At 54.1% G+C, this 16680-nt stretch carries 11 protein-coding genes; 7 read left to right on the forward strand and 4 right to left on the reverse strand.

The window, feature by feature from the left end; genetic code table 11:
• Position 1 precedes the first annotated feature (1 nt).
• Both ATY27_RS06545 and ATY27_RS06550 read right to left on the reverse strand, forming a co-directional pair.
• Positions 2-3094 (reverse strand): efflux RND transporter permease subunit, encoded by a 3093-nt coding sequence (locus tag ATY27_RS06545; protein ID WP_208932088.1) that lies wholly within the window; start codon positions 3092-3094, stop codon positions 2-4.
• Positions 3091-4278: an efflux RND transporter periplasmic adaptor subunit gene (locus tag ATY27_RS06550; RefSeq protein WP_208932087.1), complete on the reverse strand. Its 1188-nt coding sequence runs from the start codon at positions 4276-4278 to the stop codon at positions 3091-3093. Before ATY27_RS06550 ends, ATY27_RS06545 begins: the two co-directional genes overlap by 4 nt.
• A gap of 737 nt (positions 4279-5015) precedes the next feature.
• Between ATY27_RS06550 and ATY27_RS06555 the strand changes: the two genes are divergently transcribed.
• Positions 5016-5966 (forward strand): glycoside hydrolase family 16 protein, encoded by a 951-nt coding sequence (locus tag ATY27_RS06555; RefSeq protein ID WP_208932086.1) that lies wholly within the window; start codon positions 5016-5018, stop codon positions 5964-5966.
• A gap of 24 nt (positions 5967-5990) precedes the next feature.
• Entirely contained in the window at positions 5991-6992 is a 1002-nt protein-coding gene (locus tag ATY27_RS06560; RefSeq protein WP_244151364.1) for a Gfo/Idh/MocA family oxidoreductase, read from the forward strand.
• 70 nt (positions 6993-7062) lie between these two features.
• On the opposite strand, the gene ATY27_RS06565 is transcribed toward ATY27_RS06560, so the two are convergent.
• Entirely contained in the window at positions 7063-9669 is a 2607-nt protein-coding gene (locus tag ATY27_RS06565) for a family 20 glycosylhydrolase (RefSeq protein WP_208932085.1), read from the reverse strand.
• 312 nt (positions 9670-9981) lie between these two features.
• Here ATY27_RS06565 and ATY27_RS06570 point away from each other — a divergent pair, with 312 nt between their 5' ends.
• The 5 genes from ATY27_RS06570 to ATY27_RS06590 all read left to right on the forward strand — a co-directional run bounded on the left by ATY27_RS06570 (position 9982) and on the right by ATY27_RS06590 (position 15735).
• On the forward strand, positions 9982-10908 hold the full coding sequence (locus ATY27_RS06570) for a BadF/BadG/BcrA/BcrD ATPase family protein (RefSeq protein WP_208932084.1): 927 nt from the start codon (positions 9982-9984) through the stop codon (positions 10906-10908).
• 13 nt (positions 10909-10921) lie between these two features.
• Positions 10922-11920: an SIS domain-containing protein gene (locus ATY27_RS06575; RefSeq protein ID WP_208932083.1), complete on the forward strand. Its 999-nt coding sequence runs from the start codon at positions 10922-10924 to the stop codon at positions 11918-11920.
• A gap of 110 nt (positions 11921-12030) precedes the next feature.
• Entirely contained in the window at positions 12031-13161 is a 1131-nt protein-coding gene (nagA, locus tag ATY27_RS06580) for an N-acetylglucosamine-6-phosphate deacetylase (RefSeq protein WP_208932082.1), read from the forward strand.
• 89 nt (positions 13162-13250) lie between these two features.
• Positions 13251-14573, forward strand: coding sequence for a sugar MFS transporter (locus tag ATY27_RS06585; RefSeq protein WP_208932081.1), 1323 nt, complete (start codon positions 13251-13253; stop codon positions 14571-14573).
• 76 nt (positions 14574-14649) lie between these two features.
• Positions 14650-15735 (forward strand): heparan-alpha-glucosaminide N-acetyltransferase domain-containing protein, encoded by a 1086-nt coding sequence (locus ATY27_RS06590; RefSeq protein ID WP_208932080.1) that lies wholly within the window; start codon positions 14650-14652, stop codon positions 15733-15735.
• Here ATY27_RS06590 and ATY27_RS06595 read toward each other — a convergent pair.
• On the reverse strand, positions 15667-16647 hold the full coding sequence (locus ATY27_RS06595) for a hypothetical protein (protein ID WP_208932079.1): 981 nt from the start codon (positions 16645-16647) through the stop codon (positions 15667-15669). The genes ATY27_RS06590 and ATY27_RS06595 overlap by 69 nt on opposite strands.
• Positions 16648-16680 lie beyond the last annotated feature (33 nt).

Below are 16680 nucleotides of genomic sequence, written 5' to 3' on the forward strand. Positions count from 1 at the left end.
TTCATAGTTCAACAGGGACTGCAAGTTCCGGCGCAAAAACGCGGCGGATATCGGCCAGCGCCAACACCAGAGCCGGCAGCAGCAGCAACGTCACCAGCGTGGACAGCATCAGGCCAAAGCACACCGAAACCGCCATCGGAATGACAAACTGCGCCTGCTGGCTGGTTTCAAAAATAATTGGGAACAGGCCCAGAATGGTGGTCACCGAGGTCAGCAAACAGGAACGGAAGCGGTCGCGGCAGGCTTGAACCAACTGCTGTTGCAGCGGCGCGTCCGGCTGTTGGCGCAAATTATCCAGCAATAACAATCCGTCATTGACCACCACCCCGCACAGCGCCAGAACGCCAAGCAGTGATAACAGCGACAGGTCAAGCTGCAACACCGCATGGCCCAGCACGGCGCCAGTCATAGCAAATGGCAGCACGGCCAGCACCAGCAGCGGTCTGCTGTATGATTGCAGTGGAATAGCCAGTGCGGCGTAAATCAGGATTAACACCAGCGCCGCTGACCAGATCAACTGATGCAGCAATTCGGCGGTTTCGCGGCTGGCACCGCTGAGCTCGGTGCCAAGGCCGGGCAGATTGCGCTGTAATTCGGGCAGGATCACGGTCTGCAGGTGTTGCATCACCTGTTCCGGCGAGATCTGTTGCGGGTCGATATAAGCACTGATGGTGACTGCACGCTGGCCATTCAGCCGCTGGATCTGTGCGATGCCGTTACTCAGCTGCAGATCTGCGACCAGCTGAAACGGCACCTGCCGGCCATTGCTGAGCTTTATCTGTAAGGACGCCAGGTCGCTGACTTCCTTGCGGGCATACGCCGGATACCGCACCATGACACGGGTTTCTTCGGCATTTTTGATGAGCCGCTGTACTTCAATGCCATGCACGGCCGCGCGTACCTGGCGGGCAACTTCAGCCACGGTCAGGCCAAGACTTTGTGCCAGTGGTTTCAGTTGCAGTTCAATCTGCTCACTGCCACTTTGCATACTGTCATAGACATCCTGCACACCAGGTTGCAGCGCCAGCTGTTGGCGCAACTGTTCAGCGCCCTGTTGCAGTACTTTGCTGTCTGCGGCCGTCAGCGTCAGCGCCAGATTGGGTCCGGCGGTACTGCTGGCCGCGTCCATACTGACGGTCTTTAAGCCCGCGGGTCTGCCGGCCAGCGCCCGCCAGCGCTGAATCACCTCGGCGGTACTGATGCCGCGCACTTCGCTTTTACTCAGCTCAATAAACATGCCGGCGCCGGAGTCGCCCTGACGCCAGTACAGCTGATTCTGCACCACACTTTGACCAGTTTCAGTTTTAAGCTGCGCATCCAGCTGTTGTAACCGGGCCGAGAAATGTTGCACCAGCTGATGCACCTGCTGGTTCGGCAGACCGACTTCACCCTGAATATTGACCTGGATGAAATCACTGGGCACGGCTGGCCACAACAAGGTGCGGATATGACCAGCCTGCACCAGCGCAGCGCTGAGCAGCAATACCGCGCAGGCGCCGGTCAGCACGGTCCAGCGTTGTTGTAACAAGCGGCACAACAAAGGCAAATAATACTGTTCACGCAGCCGCTCAATGCCCCGGGCAACGGCACGCCTGAGCCGGCCAGGCTCTTTAGGCGGAGCAGTCCGGACCAGATGCGATGGCAGCAGGCATTTGCTGTCAAGGATCGACATCGACAACGCCACAATCACCACCATGCCGATGGTGTACCACATTTGTGCCAGTTCGCCGTGCAGGAACAGCAACGGTACAAATGCCAGCATGGTTGTCAGCACGCCAAATGTGGCCGGTACTGCCACTTTGCGGGTGCCACGCAGTACAGTATTGCGGTCCTGCTTACCACTGAGCCCGGCTTCGGCGCTGACGCTTTCACAAACTACAATGGCGTCGTCAACCAGAATGCCCAGCACCAGAATAAAACCAAACAGGCTATACATATTGATAGTCAGGCGGCCAAACCAGGGCAGTTGCATCAATGCCAGCGTTGCCCCGATACAGGTCAACAGGCTGACGACCACCCAAACCGCACTGCGCGGACTCAACACCAGACTGATAAAGACAAAAATCAGCAGGGCGCCGGACAGCAGATTGGCAACCAGCAGACCCAGCCGGCTGGACAGGTAATACGAATTATCCGACCAGACGTCCAGTTTGATTTCGGCCGGCAGTTGCCGGCGTTTTTGCTCCAGATACTGGCGGACCGTGGCGGCGATGGTGATGTCATTCTGGTCGTCAATCGACTCGACACTGATGGCTTCGCCGGCCTGGCCGTTGTAACCAAAAAATGCGCCTTTTTCTTCAAAGCCATTGCGGATCGTCGCGACATCACCAAGCCGTAATACAGTGCCGTCTGGCAGCTGACGTAACGCAATCGCAGCAAAATCATCCGGTGAATAGGCCTGCACCGCGGCGCGGATCTGTAAATCACCGGCGGAGCTTCTGAGCAAGCCGGCGCCAATATTGCCGGAGGCAGCTTCTACCTGCTCAGCGATGCCGGCCAGCGACAACTGATATTTCTGCAGCTGCAGCGGCTGCACTTCAATGACCACTTCATAACGGGCCAGCCAGGGAATATGGGCACGGCCAATGCCAGGCAGCGCGGCAATTTCATCGCGGATCTGCTTGGTGACTTCTTTCACCGTCGCCTGATCCATGTCGCCATAAATCTGCACAAACATCACCCGGCGCCAGTTGCGGACCACCTCGATCAGCGGCTTTTCCACATCCTGTGGGAAGGCCGACAGACTGCTGATCCGTAGTTGCACTTCATCCAGCAAAGCCTGCAACGCGGATGGATCTTTGGCCTCCAGCACCAGCGTGCCACTGCCATAACGTGCTTCGCTGCTGAAGCTGCGGATGCCGGGTAAAGGCCGGATCGCTTCCTCCATTTTGGCCAGAATGGCGTCTTCCACTTCTTGTGGTGACGCGCCTGGATAGTGGGTGCTGATACTAATCAGTTTGCTTGGCTGTACCGGCTCATATTGTTTGCCGATGCTGTAGGCCGACACCAGGCCGGCGCAGAGGATAAATAATGTGGCCAGGCCCGCAGCGATGGGGTTCGCCAGAAACCAGGCAATTACACCGCGGTTTTTCATTGCACAGCCCCTGCAAATGCGGTCTGACGATTGGGTTCAGCCAACAAAGGTGTGGCTTCGGTTGCGACCTGCATACCCGGAATAGGATTAGCCAGCGGTGTGGTGGCGATCCATTCGCCATCGTTGATGCCATGGCGGATATAAGCCAGTTCACCACTGCGATGCATGACGTCGACATCACGGATCTCCAGTCGCGAATCTTTAACGACGATCAGTTGCTTACCATTTAGCAGCAGTTTGTCCGGTACCGCTGTCACGGCAAATGCATGCTGACCTTCAACGCTGATTTCGACAAAACTGCCAAAGACGATCGAATTGACAGCGTTGTCATTTTTGCGCAAAAAATAAGGGTCTGGCAGTTCAATCACGCCGTAATGTAATTGTTCGTTGCTGGCAACGGCCGCTTCGGTGCGCACGAGGCGAGCAGGGCGGTAAAATGGCTGGCCGGCCTGCTCGCTGATCACCTGCACCGGTATTGCCTGTGTCAGCAGGCCATCCGGTTGCCCCAGCAATGTCAGCTGGTGGGGCGTCAGTGGGACGCGGATCCGTGCAGTGTCGGTTGCTGCCAGTGTGATAAAAGCATCGCCGGTTTGCACATAGTCGCCGGTCTCGGCGTGTTTGGCAGTGACGAGGCCGGCAAAAGGTGCGCGGATCTCGGCTTTATTCAGCTGCGTCTTCAGGAAATTATATTGCGCCTGTGCAGCGGCCAGACTGGCCTGAGCCTTTTTTAACTGCGGTTGCTTCAGTGCCAGTGCTGAGGTTTTTAACTGCAGGCCAGCTAATTGATGCCGCGCGACTTCGGCCTGCGCCTGACTTTCACTCAGTTCTGCTTCTGCCGCGGCAATTTCAGCGGCTGCCAGCGCCAGCCGTGCCTGGGTCTGTTCAATATCAAGTTGTGCTATCACCTGATGCTGTTGCACAAACTGGCCGACCTGCACGTCGGCCCGGACCAATTTCCCGGCGACTTCAGCAGCGATTTGTGCACTGACTTTTGCTTCCAGTATGCCTTGACTGCGAATGGTAAAACGCTGCGGGCTGGTCTTCACCTGACTGATCTGAATGTGCACAGCCGGTCGTGCAGCCACTGGTGCCGCAGGAACGGACGGGTGTTGCATGATGTACCAGCTCAGGGTCAGCGCAGTCACGGTCAGCAGCGGTATAGCCACTTTTTGTTTGAATGTCATATCCATCTTCAGCATTGATGTGAGTGGGAGCCGGCGCAGTAAAAACACTGCAGCCGCAGTGCTGACGTTTGATCAGCCGGCGGCAGGATAGGGCATCCACTGCGGCAGAAACTGACGAAAAAGTGATAAAAAAGGGATAATTAACCGTTAAAATGTTATCGGTAAGTTAATGCATGATTTGGTAAATTGATGACAGCGCACGATTAATTTTTGATTTTTTTTCAGATTTATTTTTTCATATATACGCAAGCAGTTGAAATATATGAATTAAAATAATTATTTGCGATTTGATAAAATATTGACAACGCTGTCATAAATTGGCTAGTATCTGTTCATCGATACGGATTAGTAGTTGGTTCTTATCGATTGTCTCCCTGTAGAAGTCTATTCGCAGGCGCTGTGTTCCGCTTTGCCCCGGAACACCTGTACCGGATCACCGTCTGGTACAGGACAGCTGCAACGGATGTTGTGTTTTATTTGCCAATCCTTATCCAAGGGTATTCAGGATGCAGTGCGTAAGCGATGCATCCTTTTTTTTTGGGACGTTTTTAACGACACCGCGTTCCGGTAATAGCACCGCATTGTGGCATGATAACGCAGACGACCAGATGCATCTAACCTGATGTTTTCACGACGGATATCACTTTGATATTAAAAATATGTAAAAACCATTATGACAGCGATGTCATTTGTGCGGCACCATCACTGCTGTTTATCATCTGAAGGAGTGTCATAAGATGCGGATCTCCCCGTTAATCAGCGTTAGTACTGTTATGTTATTCGGCTGCGTCGGCGAGCCATCGCTGTCGCAACAACCTCAGACCGGCTCTGCGCCATTATTGTTTGATGATTTTGCCTACCAATCTGCGGCTGAGTTTCAGGCGCACGGCTGGCTGGTACGCCATCAGGCCGGTCATCCCGGTTTGCCAGGGGCGCAATGGGATAGCAATGCAGTGGCATTTTTACCGGCGTCGGCAGAGGCTCCGGCCGGTGCTTTGCAACTGAGTGCCAGCACGGACGGGCAGGGGAGCAACACGCGACAAGTGCAGATTTGCCACCAGCGTAAATACAAAATGGGCACTTATGCCGCGCGGGTGTTGTTCCGGGATGCGCCGGCATTTGGTCCGGACGGCGATGTTGTGATCCAGACATTTTATGCCATCAGTCCGCTGCAGGCCGATTTGCATACCGATTACAGCGAGACCGATTTTGAGTATCTGCCAAATGGCGGTTGGGGGCAGGGCTCTGCAGCGGCACTTTGGGCCACCAGCTGGGAAACATTTCAGCTCCAGCCGTGGACGGCGCTGAACGAGCATAGTCGCCGGCCTGGTTCGATGGCCGGCTGGCACACGCTGGTCCTGCAGGTATCGTCACAGCAGCTACGTTATTATGTCGATGGCGAATTGTTCGCCGAGCACACTGCAGCTGTGGTACCGGAAGACTGGATGTCGATTAACTTTAACCTGTGGTTTATGGCCAGCGGGGCCGACGGCAGCGGCGGGCCAGTGGCGTCAGATTTACTGAGGCAATATCAGCAGGATATCGATTGGGTCATGTATATTGCCGACCAACAGCTGAGTCCGGCGCAGGTTGATGCGCAATTGCAACTGCTGCGACAAGGTGGCCAGACTTTTATCGATACCGTCGCAGCGAAAGTACCTGCCAGTGCCGGTGATTGTGGCCTGTAACCACAGGCTGAAGGAGAGGGGGGCATGAAGCATAATATTCAGCCGCTGCGTTGGGGCATTTTGGGTTGCGGCAATGTCACTGAAGTGAAGAGTGGCCCGGCTTATCGGCAAACGCCTGGTTTTGTCGTGCAGGCGGTGATGCGCCGTGATGCCGCCAAGGCGGCTGATTATGCGGCCCGTCATCAGGTGCCGGTCTGGTACAGCGATGCCGATGCTTTGATCAACGATCCACAAGTTGACGCCGTCTATATCGCCACGCCGCCCGACAGCCATTTGTCGTACGCGTTAAAAGTCGCAGCGGCCGGCAAAATCTGTTGTGTCGAAAAGCCGATGGCGCTGAATACTCAGCAATGTGCAGAAATGAATGCGGCATTTGCTGCCGCCGGAGTGCCGTTATTTGTCGCCTATTACCGGCGTAGTCTGCCGCGGTTTTTACAAATCAAACAATGGCTGGATACCGGGCGCATCGGCACTGTGCGCCATGTGCAGTGGAACTTCAGCCGCAGTGCCAATCCGCTCGATTTAACCGGCGCTGCCAACTGGCGCACTGATCCGGCGCAGGCTGGTGGCGGTTATTTTGTTGATCTCGCCAGTCATGGCCTCGACTTATTGATGTATTTACTTGGCGACATCACGCAAGTGCAGGGACAAGCGCTGAACCAACAAGGTTTGTATGCCGCCGAAGATGCGGTGACGGCGCAGTGGCGGTTTGCACCGGATGCCGTCGGGCATGTCGCGACTGGCAGCGGTTTCTGGCATTTTGGCACCGACGGCCGGCGCGATGCGGTCGAAATTATCGGCAGCAAGGGCCATATCCATTTTTCGGTGTTTCAGGACGAGCTGTTGCAACTGACGGAGAATGGAGTGACAGAGGAACTGTTTATCGAGAATCCGCCGCATATTCAGCAATACCATGTGGCGAATATCGCTGCGCAGATCCGGGGGGAGGCGCCACATCCGTCGTCAGGCGATAGCGCGATACGCACAACTGCGGTGATGGAACAGATCCTGGCGGGACGGGTGTAAGGGTTAAATTTTTTGATGCTGCAGACATAACAAAGCCGGTTTACACCGGCCTCGTTATGTTTCAGTGTGATCAGTGCTGCGGCGTATTATCCGGCAATTTGCTGATCCGGCTGCTGCGGCCATCGACACTGCGGCTGCGCAACCAGACTTCGGCATTGGCGCTCACTTGCACGCCTTCCTGATACCGTAGCCAGCTTTTGCCTTGATCCAGGCTGTATTCGATGCCGAGACCCGGCAATGACACATTGGCCTGCAGCGTGCCGTTTTTGATCTCCGCGCCGACGACCGGCAAATAATAATGCACGCCGGCCAGACTCATTTTCGGCAGCTCTTTTTCCGCCATGACACGGGCGAACAACTGCCAGGATTTATCACGCGCAGCAGTGTCGGCTTTATCGCCTTCCCAGGCCGCATGATGCCAGGCACGTTCAGCGATCGGCACCAGACGTGGAAATAACATCTGCTCCAATTGCTCAGCGGTCCGGATCGTTTCGGTCCAGACCTGGCCTTGTACGCCCAGAATATTTTCCGGTTTTTCCAGCGTCGGCAGCGCGCGGCCGACCAACTGTTCCAAATCGGTGATCACGGCGCCACTGCGGGTTTTATCGGCGTTGGCATAGACATGGTCTGGCATGTAACCAAAGATCCGTTTCGGGTCGGTATAACGTGCCGCCCAATAATAACCACGCTCTTCCGGATGGGCTTCGTTCGGGTGATCAAGATATAAGTGCGTGCCGTGTGACAACACCACCTGATAACCGGCATTGGCCAGCCGGTACGCCCGATCTGCCACGCCCCATTCCCAGATATTGTCCCAGACGTTGGCATACACCTGTTTGCTGGCAAACTGATCACGGTTAAACGGGTTGACCGGGTCATACATCAGGCCGTCTTCCCAGCCGCCGAGTGCCAGTTGGCGTTTGTGCAATAAGTCGGCGACTTTGCTGACAAAATAAGGTTTTAAATCGGCGACCCCGGCCACGCCCGGCAGTGCTTTGGCAAACAACGCCTGACATTGTGGTGATGCAGTCCAGCTACCGGCACCCACTTCATCACCGCCCATATGATAAGTGCTCAGCTTCAGACCAGCGGCGCGGTACATCTGCTGCAGCTCATAAATCACTTTGTCGATAAAGGCATAACTGGAGTCCATACAGACGTTGACCGAGTTATCGCTGTAGTTCTGAACCGTCATGTATTTTGAGGTATCGAGCGGATCGCTCAGCAGATATTGTTCTGCCTCAGTTTTTTTGCCTTGTTTCAGCAGCCGCTGATACCGCGCCTGCATCGATTTGATCGCTGCGCGGGCATGCCCCGGCATATCAATTTCCGGGATCACTTCAATGTGGCGGGCATTGGCGTATTTGAGGATCTCAATAAAATCGTCGCGACTATAAAAACCATTACCGGAGCCATCTTTGTGCGGGCCAGTGCCCAGCTGGGTCAGCAGGCACTGCTGCTCACTGAGATCAAAACACCGGGTTGCACCGATGTCGGTCAGTTCCGGCAGGCCCGGGATCTCCAGACGCCAGCCTTCATCTTCGGTTAAATGCAGATGCAGTTTATTCATTTTGTAACGTGCCATCTGCTCAATCAGCCGCAGCGTGACTGCTTTTCCATGGAAATTCCGGCCCATATCGTAATGCATGCCACGCCAGCGATAACGTGGGCTGTCGCTAACTTCCTGCTGCGCCAGACTGACGCTGTCAAATTGTGCTGGCGTCAGGCTTAACAGCGACTGCAGGCCATAAAACACCCCGGCATTATCTGCGCCGCTGATGCTGATTTGGCTGTCGGTGAGCGTTAAGCGGTAACTTTCCGCCGTTTTTAAGCTGGGGTCGACACGCAGCACAATCTGTTTTTCCGCCGTGTCGGCAATGCCCGCAGTTTTGCTCAGCGCCAGTCCTGCCTGACCAAAACGTTCCTGCAGATAAGCGGCTTCGGCCGTGAGCCTACCAGGAAAACGGATGCTCCATTGTTTATCCAGCAGCACTGTTCCGCCGGTCAGGCGTTGTTGTTTTGGCGTTGGAATGATTTGGTCCGCTACTTTCAGATCCGTATTCAGCGGCGCATTCACTGCTAAGTTGTCCTGATAACGGCTCTGACTGTCGGCCACTTTATATAAGTCAGGTTGTGGCTTTTGATAACGATACAGCTGTTCTTTATGCCGAAACGGTGCAACAAACTTCGTCAAATCTTCAGTGTCGGTGTTGCGGAAGATCTCCGGTTGTAACGACCCTGCGACGATAAAGGCTCGCGGCATAAAATCACTGTAACTGACCAGTGATGGCGCACCACTGACTTCAATAGCGATGACGGCGCCAGACGGCAGGCCTTTAAATGCTTTGGTTGGGGTCAGACGATGTAAGTCGCCCTGAATATGCTCCAGTTTCAGGCCGGATTGAACGTCAGCACTGAGCAGACGCACGGCATGGAAATAGATTTGCCAGTTGCCGGTCCCTGCAGCCAAAGCCTGAGCGGATTGATTGTGCAGACGATACTGGCCTTTAAAAGTACCGGGTTTGTCCTGAAAATTACTAATCACGGCCATCTCAAACTGAGCCTGACTGGCGAATGTCTTTAAGTCTGTCTGCTGAGTAAACTGGCGGGCAAACAGCGTGGGCGCAAACAGCAACGCAGCGGCGGCTGTGGCAAAAACAAGCTGAGATCTCTTCATCGTATTTCCTGTTGCAAAAAGCAGAGTGGACACACTGCTCGTCCGTTTTAAGCGGTTTTCCTCAGAGATTACGGCAAAGTGACTGAGTTAACTCGCTGATTTTTATTTTGTTTTTAATATGCGCACTGACAATACAGCTAAATTAAGTCTGATTTTTAATCAGGGGTCTTGTTATTTGTCAAAATTATTATATGCTGAACTGAAAAAATGACAACGCTGTCATAATTAAAAGTGCCGAATATTTCTACAGGGGCCATTACAGGCCTTCAAACACGGCAAAGACAGTCGCATTTCGTGCAACGAGGGTGCTAGATGAGTAGCGAAGCAGGGCAGCACAGCCCATTGTATCTGGGCATTGATGGTGGTGGCAGCAAATGCCGTGTGGTGATCGTCGATGCCGCAGATCAGCTGTTGGGAGAGGGGCTGGGTGGGCCGGCTAATCCATTGCGTGGCATGAAAGTCGCGACCGATTCTATTCTGACCGCAACACAACAAGCCTTGTTGGCCGCTGGCATGACCTTTAATGACATGTCGCGGTTGATCGCGGGTGCTGGTTTGGCCGGCGTTAATATGCCGCAATATTTTCAGCTATTCAGTGAATGGCAACATCCGTTTGCCGAATTCCATCTGACCTCCGATTTACATACGGCCTGCATTGGCGCGCACAAAGGCGACGATGGCGCGGTGATTATTATTGGCACCGGCTCTTGTGGCCTGGCTGATGTGAAAGGTCAGTGCCTGGATATCGGTGGCCATGGATTCCCTTATGGTGATAACGGCAGTGGCGCCTGGTTCGGCAATCAGCTGGTCCATCATGTGCTGCTGCACAAAGATCAGATTGGTGCGGCAACATTGCTGACGGAGCTGCTGACTGAAGCTCTTGGGGTTAGTGGAACACTGGAAATCGTCAGCCATTTTATGCATGCCACACCGACTGTATTTGCCCGTTATGCACCGTTGATTTTTACCGCTGCAGAGCAGGGGGATCAGGTCGCTGCAGAGATTATTCAGGCCGGTGCCCGGCATATTGAGAATATTGCCTTGCGGTTGTTCAGTCTGGATCCGCCGCGCCTCGCGCTGATTGGTGGCCTTGCTTATAAAGTGCAGCCGTATTTATCCGCACAGGTGCAAGCGTTAATTGTACCAGCACAGGCGGCGCCTGAATTTGGTGCTGTCTGGTTTGCCCGGCAACGTCGGGCCCGCAATGGCCAAGAATTTTTATCCGTCTCCAATCAATGAAGTGAGTATTCGCATGACCAGCACCATCATGGCGCAAGAAGCCGCAGAAGCCCCAATCCGTATCCGTGAGCAGCTCCAGACCAATGCTGCAACTATTGCCGCGGTGGTTGCGCAGATCCGTCAGCGTCAGCCGAAATATGTTTACATGGTCGGTCGTGGTTCATCAGATCATGCCGGTGTGTTCGGTAAATATCTGATTGAAAGTGTGATTGGTCTGCCCGTTGTGGCAGCTGCGCCATCGATTGCCAGTGTGTACAACAAACAGCTGCAACTGACTGATGCACTGGTGATTTGTATTTCGCAAAGTGGCCGTAGCCCGGACATTCTGGCGCAGGTCGCGATGGCGAAGAACACCGGCGCGCTGGTGGTTGCTCTGGTGAATGACACCACGTCGCCACTGGCAGAGCAGGCCGATTTTGTCGTGCCGTTGTTTGTCGGGCCGGAAAAAGCCGTTGCTGCAACTAAGAGTTATCTGGCCACTTTAAGCGCTTTATTGCAGCTGGTTGCGGTTTGGTCCGCTGACCGTGACCTGCAAACAGCGGTCGATCAGTTGCCTGAACTGTTATTACAGGCGCAGCAGTTGCCAGCACAACTGACTGCCGAGTCGGTGGCCGGCGTCCAGCACTGTGTGGTACTCGGTCGTGGTCCTGGTTATGCCATTTCGCGTGAGATCGCCCTGAAATTAAAAGAAGTCTGCGGTATTCACGCCGAAGCCTTCTCCAGCGCAGAGTTCCTGCATGGCCCGGTCACGCTGGTCAAAGATCAGTTTGCCATTATCGATGTGTCGATCCAGGACGAAGCGTTCCAGGCGCACAAAGCGCAGATCGCCGAAGTACAAAGCCGTGGCGCCAGCCTGGTGCATCTGCATCATGGTCAGCTTGCCAGCCATCCACGCGTCCTGCCGCTGTTGTTATTACAACGTTTTTATCTCGATGTCGAAGCGGTTGCGCGCAGCCGTGGTGTTAACCCGGATGCACCACCAGGCTTAAATAAAGTCACCAAAACAGTTTAACGAAATCAAACGAAACCGTTTTTTAGATCCGAATGGTTTCGTTTTTCTTGTGTCTGACGTAGTATGACTGCTGGCAAGCTGGACAGGTCAGGATTAGAGGAGCGGAATTGATGCAGCAATCCACGCAACAGCAGTGGTCAGTCGCGCGGTTATTTGATGGCGAACAGTGGCATTCCAACGTTAGGGTGACGGCCGAACAAGGCGTCATCACCCGGATCGCAGCCTGTGCCCCAGCTGAATGTACTGACCTGACGCTGGTCCCCGGTTTTATTGATGTGCAGGTTAATGGTGGCGGCGGTGCTTTATTTAACACAGCGCCCACTATCGACAGTCTGCGCACCATGCTCAAAGCCCATGCCGGTTTTGGTACCACCGCGATGCTGCCAACGGTGATCACCGACTCTGTTGCCACAATGCAACAATGCGCCGATGCCATTGCCGCAGCAGTTGCCGCCGGTGAACCCGGTATTCTCGGTGTGCATTTTGAAGGCCCGCATTTATCAGTTCCTAAACGCGGCGTGCATCCGACCGAACATATCCGCGGTCTCACGGCAGATGAGCTGGCGTTGTATGGCCGCACTGACCTTGGTATTAAGCTGGTCACCGTCGCGCCGGAAAACGTCACACCGGAGCAAATCCGTCAGCTAGTCGAACTGAACGTCATTGTTTGCCTCGGCCATTCCAACGCCGATGGCGCAACGGTTGAAGCGGCGCTGGCCGCCGGAGCGACCGGTTTTACCCATTTATACAACGCTATGTCGCCGCTGACCTCGCGCGAACCCGGCATGGTGGGCGTCGCGCTCGCTGATCGTAACAGCTGGTGCGGCATCATTTTTGACGGCCATCATGTGCATCCGGTGGCGGCAAAACTGGCGCTGGCGGCTAAACCCCGCGGCAAAATGTTGATTGTCACCGATGCGATGTCACCGGTGGGCACCGCTGACACCGAATTCCCGTTTTTTGCCGGTAAAGTTACCCGCGTCGGCAACAAACTGACCAATGATGCCGGCTCGCTGGCCGGTTCCGTACTGGATATGGCTGGCGCCGTGCAGTATGCCGTGACAGAACTCGGTATTGAGCAAGGCGAAGCGCTGCGGATGGCTGCGTTATATCCGGCAGAGTTTTTGGGCATTGCCAGTCGTCATGGCCGGATCCTGTCGGGTTATCGGGCCGATCTGGTACTGCTCGACGCCCAAGGCGTGGTACAACAGTGCTATATCGCTGGTAAGGCGTTTAAATAGTTTTAACTGACAACAAGTAGAAACATCACAGGGCAATCAGTCTGGCGCCTGCGCCAACTCTCATAATAACAACCGATAAAGAGGTGAATATGGATACGGTATTGGAACGACCGCAGCAAAAAAATACGGTGTTACCGATGGTGATCATCGGGACTTTGTTTTTTGTGTTTGGTTTCGTCACCTGGCTAAACGGATCTTTGATCCCGTTCCTGAAGCTGGTGTGTCATCTGACCGAATCGCAGGCGATGTGGGTGACTTTTGCATTTTACATCGCCTATGTGGTGATGGCGTTACCGATGTCGTGGGTACTGAACAAAGTTGGCTATAAAAACGGCATGGTGGCCGGTCTTGGTATTATGGCCGCCGGTGCGCTGTTGTTTATTCCGGCAGCACAAACCACTTTGTATAGCTTGTTTCTGGTCGCCTTATTCACGCTTGGTACCGGTTTAACCATTCTGCAAACTGCATCGAATCCGTACATCGTATGTATTGGCCCACGCGAAACAGCTGCGATGCGCATCAGTATCATGGGCTTGGTGAATAAAGGCGCTGGCGTGTTAGTGCCGCTGATTTTCACCGCCTGGATCCTGACCGGTATGGACCAGTTCACGCCAGAAGTACTGGCAGCGCTGAGCGAAGAAGAGAAAGCCAGCCGCATTGCGGAGTTATCCAACCGTCTGGTCACCCCATACATTTATATGACCGTTGCGCTGCTGGCGTTGATGGCCTTTGTGAAGTTCTCACCATTACCTGAACCTGAGCTGGAGCAACCCGTTGAGCAAGGTGTGGCGCCGGAGCATCGCACCTCTGTGCTGCAGTTCCCGCAACTGATGCTGGGTGTGGCGGCGTTGTTTTTTTATGTCGGTGTCGAAGTGATCGCCGGCGATACCATTGGTCTGTACGGTCAGCACCTGAATGTGTCGCATTGGGGCGCACTGACATCTTATACGATGGTATTCATGGTGTTAGGTTATCTGGTTGGTGTCAGCTGCATTCCGAAATATCTGTCGCAACCGCGCGCGCTGCAAGGCTCGGCGCTGTTTGGCATCCTGTTTACGCTGGGCGTGATGTTTGGTTCGGCTGAAAGCCACCAGTTGTCGGCGGTCTTATTTGGCTGGGCTGGTATTCCAACTGTGCCTGATACTGTCCTGTTCCTGGCGATGCTCGGTTTTGCCAATGCGCTGGTGTGGCCAGCAGTATGGCCACTGGCGTTGGAAGGTCTGGGTAAATTCACCGCAACCGCATCTGCGTTACTGATCATGGGGATTGCTGGTGGTGCTGTATTGCCAAAAATCTATGGCTATCTGTCTACAGCGTCCGGTGATGCTCAGGGCGCTTACTGGATGATGATCCCCTGTTACGCCTTTATCCTGTACTACGCCTTTAGCGGCTACAAAAAACGACAGTGGTAACCACTGCTGGTAGATAGGAGTCTCAGGGCTGACAACGTCAGCCCTGTTGTGTTTTAGCAACCGGAGAACAATAAAAATGCAAAATACCGGACGGTTTTACGCGCTGGATGTGCTGCGCGGACTCGCGATTGCGCTGATGATTCTGGTCAATACACCAGGCAGCTGGTCGCATGTGTATAGCCCACTGCTGCATGCCAGTTGGGATGGTTTCACCTTTGCCGATATCGTGTTTCCGGGCTTTTTGTTTGTCGTCGGCGCGGCGATGGCGTTTTCACTGAAAGATGCGCGACTTGATGGCTCCATGCTACAGAAAATTTTTAAACGTGGCCTGCTGATGTTTGGCTGTGGTTTGTTGCTGAATTTTTTAAGTCATCCGGAGCTGTCGACACTGCGCATTCCCGGCGTGTTGCAACGTATCGCCATCTGTTATGTCATTGCCGCCGTGCTGATCCTGAGCTTGCCCAAACGCGGGCTTTGGGCGGCGATTCTGCTGTTGCTTGGCGGTTATTTTGCATTGTTACAGCTATCGCCAGCGCCATTTTCGCTGGAACAGAATATCGTCCGCACACTGGATCTGGCTGTGTTTGGCGCGGCCCATGTCTATCAGGGTTTTGGCATACCGTTTGACCCCGAAGGTTTATTAAGTACCTTGCCGGCCACTGTTAACGTGCTGCTGGGTTATCTGGTTGCGACTGGCCTCAAAGGCAAAGCACCGCAGCAAGCAGTACGTGACCTTGTTGCCTTTGGTGCGGCGTTGATTATTCTGGCGCTGGCAGGGCATTGGTTCTGGCCGGTGAATAAAGCGTTGTGGTCCGGTACTTATGTGGCGCTGAGTTGTGGTTTGTTATTGTGGTTGCTGGCGGTGCTGGTGTATCTGGTGGACATCCGTAAAGCGACCCGGCTGACTGAACCGCTGCGGATTTATGGCACCAACCCGTTGTTTATTTATATGCTGAGCTGGATGTTTGCCGTGGCGACCGGGCGTTGGCTCAGTTGGTCGGCAGGTGAGGGGACTCAGTCAGTCGCCGGGTTGTTGTATGACGGTTTATCAGTGCTCATGCCACTGCAACTGGCATCGCTGGTGTTTGCGCTGTTACATGTGGTGCTGTTCTGGGCTTTGTCCCTCTGGTTGTACCGCCGGCAGATTTTTATCAAACTCTGAACCAGTGAAATCGGCCGGCACAAACCAATAGCGGCGGTCGGTATAATCTGTATCCGGGCTCAGGCCCGGATTGGCTAGTTCCAGCCAATGCGCCATGGTGAACTGACTCAGTGGAAATACATGCGCTGTCAGTGGGTGTTGTTGCATATGTTTCAGTAATTCGCCATCGTTGATCATCAGTTGCAACCCCTGTTCTACCCACTTCGCCAATGCTTCATTTTGTTTGCCGGTAAAAAAATAGATGGCAAAAGGGTAGTGCAGCATCATATCTGGATAACGCATCAAGCCGGGATACAAAGCTGCGCGTTCACGCAGTTCGGTCTGGCCTTCATGTAAGCCGCGAGGAAAATAATCACATCGGCCGGCATTGACCTGTTTAAACAGGTTTTCATAGACTGGTGAGGTCAGCACTTTTAAACCCGCTTGTTGCAGGATCTTCGTATCAGGCCAGCTCAGACCCTGGTAGGCAGTCAGTTTATGAAGTTGTTGCAGATTGCTGATCTGGCTGAATTTTTCCAGTTGATTACGTTGAATAGTCAGCATCCGGAAGCCCATCAGGCCGCGCTCCAGCGGGATACGGATGGCTCGGAGTTGTTGTTCTTTGTCGCGGTCAGTCCCCATCCAAAATAAGTCGATGATCTGACCTTTTTGCAATTCGCGTACAGCGCGGCCCTGTTCCATTTCAGCTACTGGCAGGATATCGGGCAGGGGCCGCCCGGCAGCGGCTTTGTGCAAAGCTTTGTGCAGCAGTTCCATATAATACTGATGGGATACATCGTGGACAGAGCGCGGTTTCGGTACCCGGATCTGGCTGGCCCCGGTATTTTCAACAGCAATCACAGCTGTGGCCGAAAATGCCAGCAGCAATAGGCAGCCAGTTAAGCTGTTCCCGAACGCTAACCATCTTTTCACGCAGATCCACGCTCCGTCCTCTCACGCCGCGCG

The sequence above is a fragment of the Rheinheimera sp. F8 genome (genome assembly GCF_001518915.1).

Bases quoted from the DNA above. Each gene is read 5' to 3' on its own strand.
- ATY27_RS06560 (WP_244151364.1), top strand. From the start codon at position 5,991: ATGAAGCATAATATTCAGCCGCTGCGTTGGGGCATTTTGGGTTGCGGC.
- ATY27_RS06575 (WP_208932083.1), top strand. From the start codon at position 10,922: ATGACCAGCACCATCATGGCGCAAGAAGCCGCAGAAGCCCCAATCCGT.
- ATY27_RS06545 (WP_208932088.1), bottom strand. From the start codon at position 3,094: ATGAAAAACCGCGGTGTAATTGCCTGGTTTCTGGCGAACCCCATCGCT.
- ATY27_RS06590 (WP_208932080.1), top strand. From the start codon at position 14,650: ATGCAAAATACCGGACGGTTTTACGCGCTGGATGTGCTGCGCGGACTC.
- ATY27_RS06555 (WP_208932086.1), top strand. From the start codon at position 5,016: ATGCGGATCTCCCCGTTAATCAGCGTTAGTACTGTTATGTTATTCGGC.
- ATY27_RS06565 (WP_208932085.1), bottom strand. From the start codon at position 9,669: ATGAAGAGATCTCAGCTTGTTTTTGCCACAGCCGCCGCTGCGTTGCTG.
- ATY27_RS06570 (WP_208932084.1), top strand. From the start codon at position 9,982: ATGAGTAGCGAAGCAGGGCAGCACAGCCCATTGTATCTGGGCATTGAT.
- ATY27_RS06550 (WP_208932087.1), bottom strand. From the start codon at position 4,278: ATGACATTCAAACAAAAAGTGGCTATACCGCTGCTGACCGTGACTGCG.
- nagA (WP_208932082.1), top strand. From the start codon at position 12,031: ATGCAGCAATCCACGCAACAGCAGTGGTCAGTCGCGCGGTTATTTGAT.
- ATY27_RS06585 (WP_208932081.1), top strand. From the start codon at position 13,251: ATGGATACGGTATTGGAACGACCGCAGCAAAAAAATACGGTGTTACCG.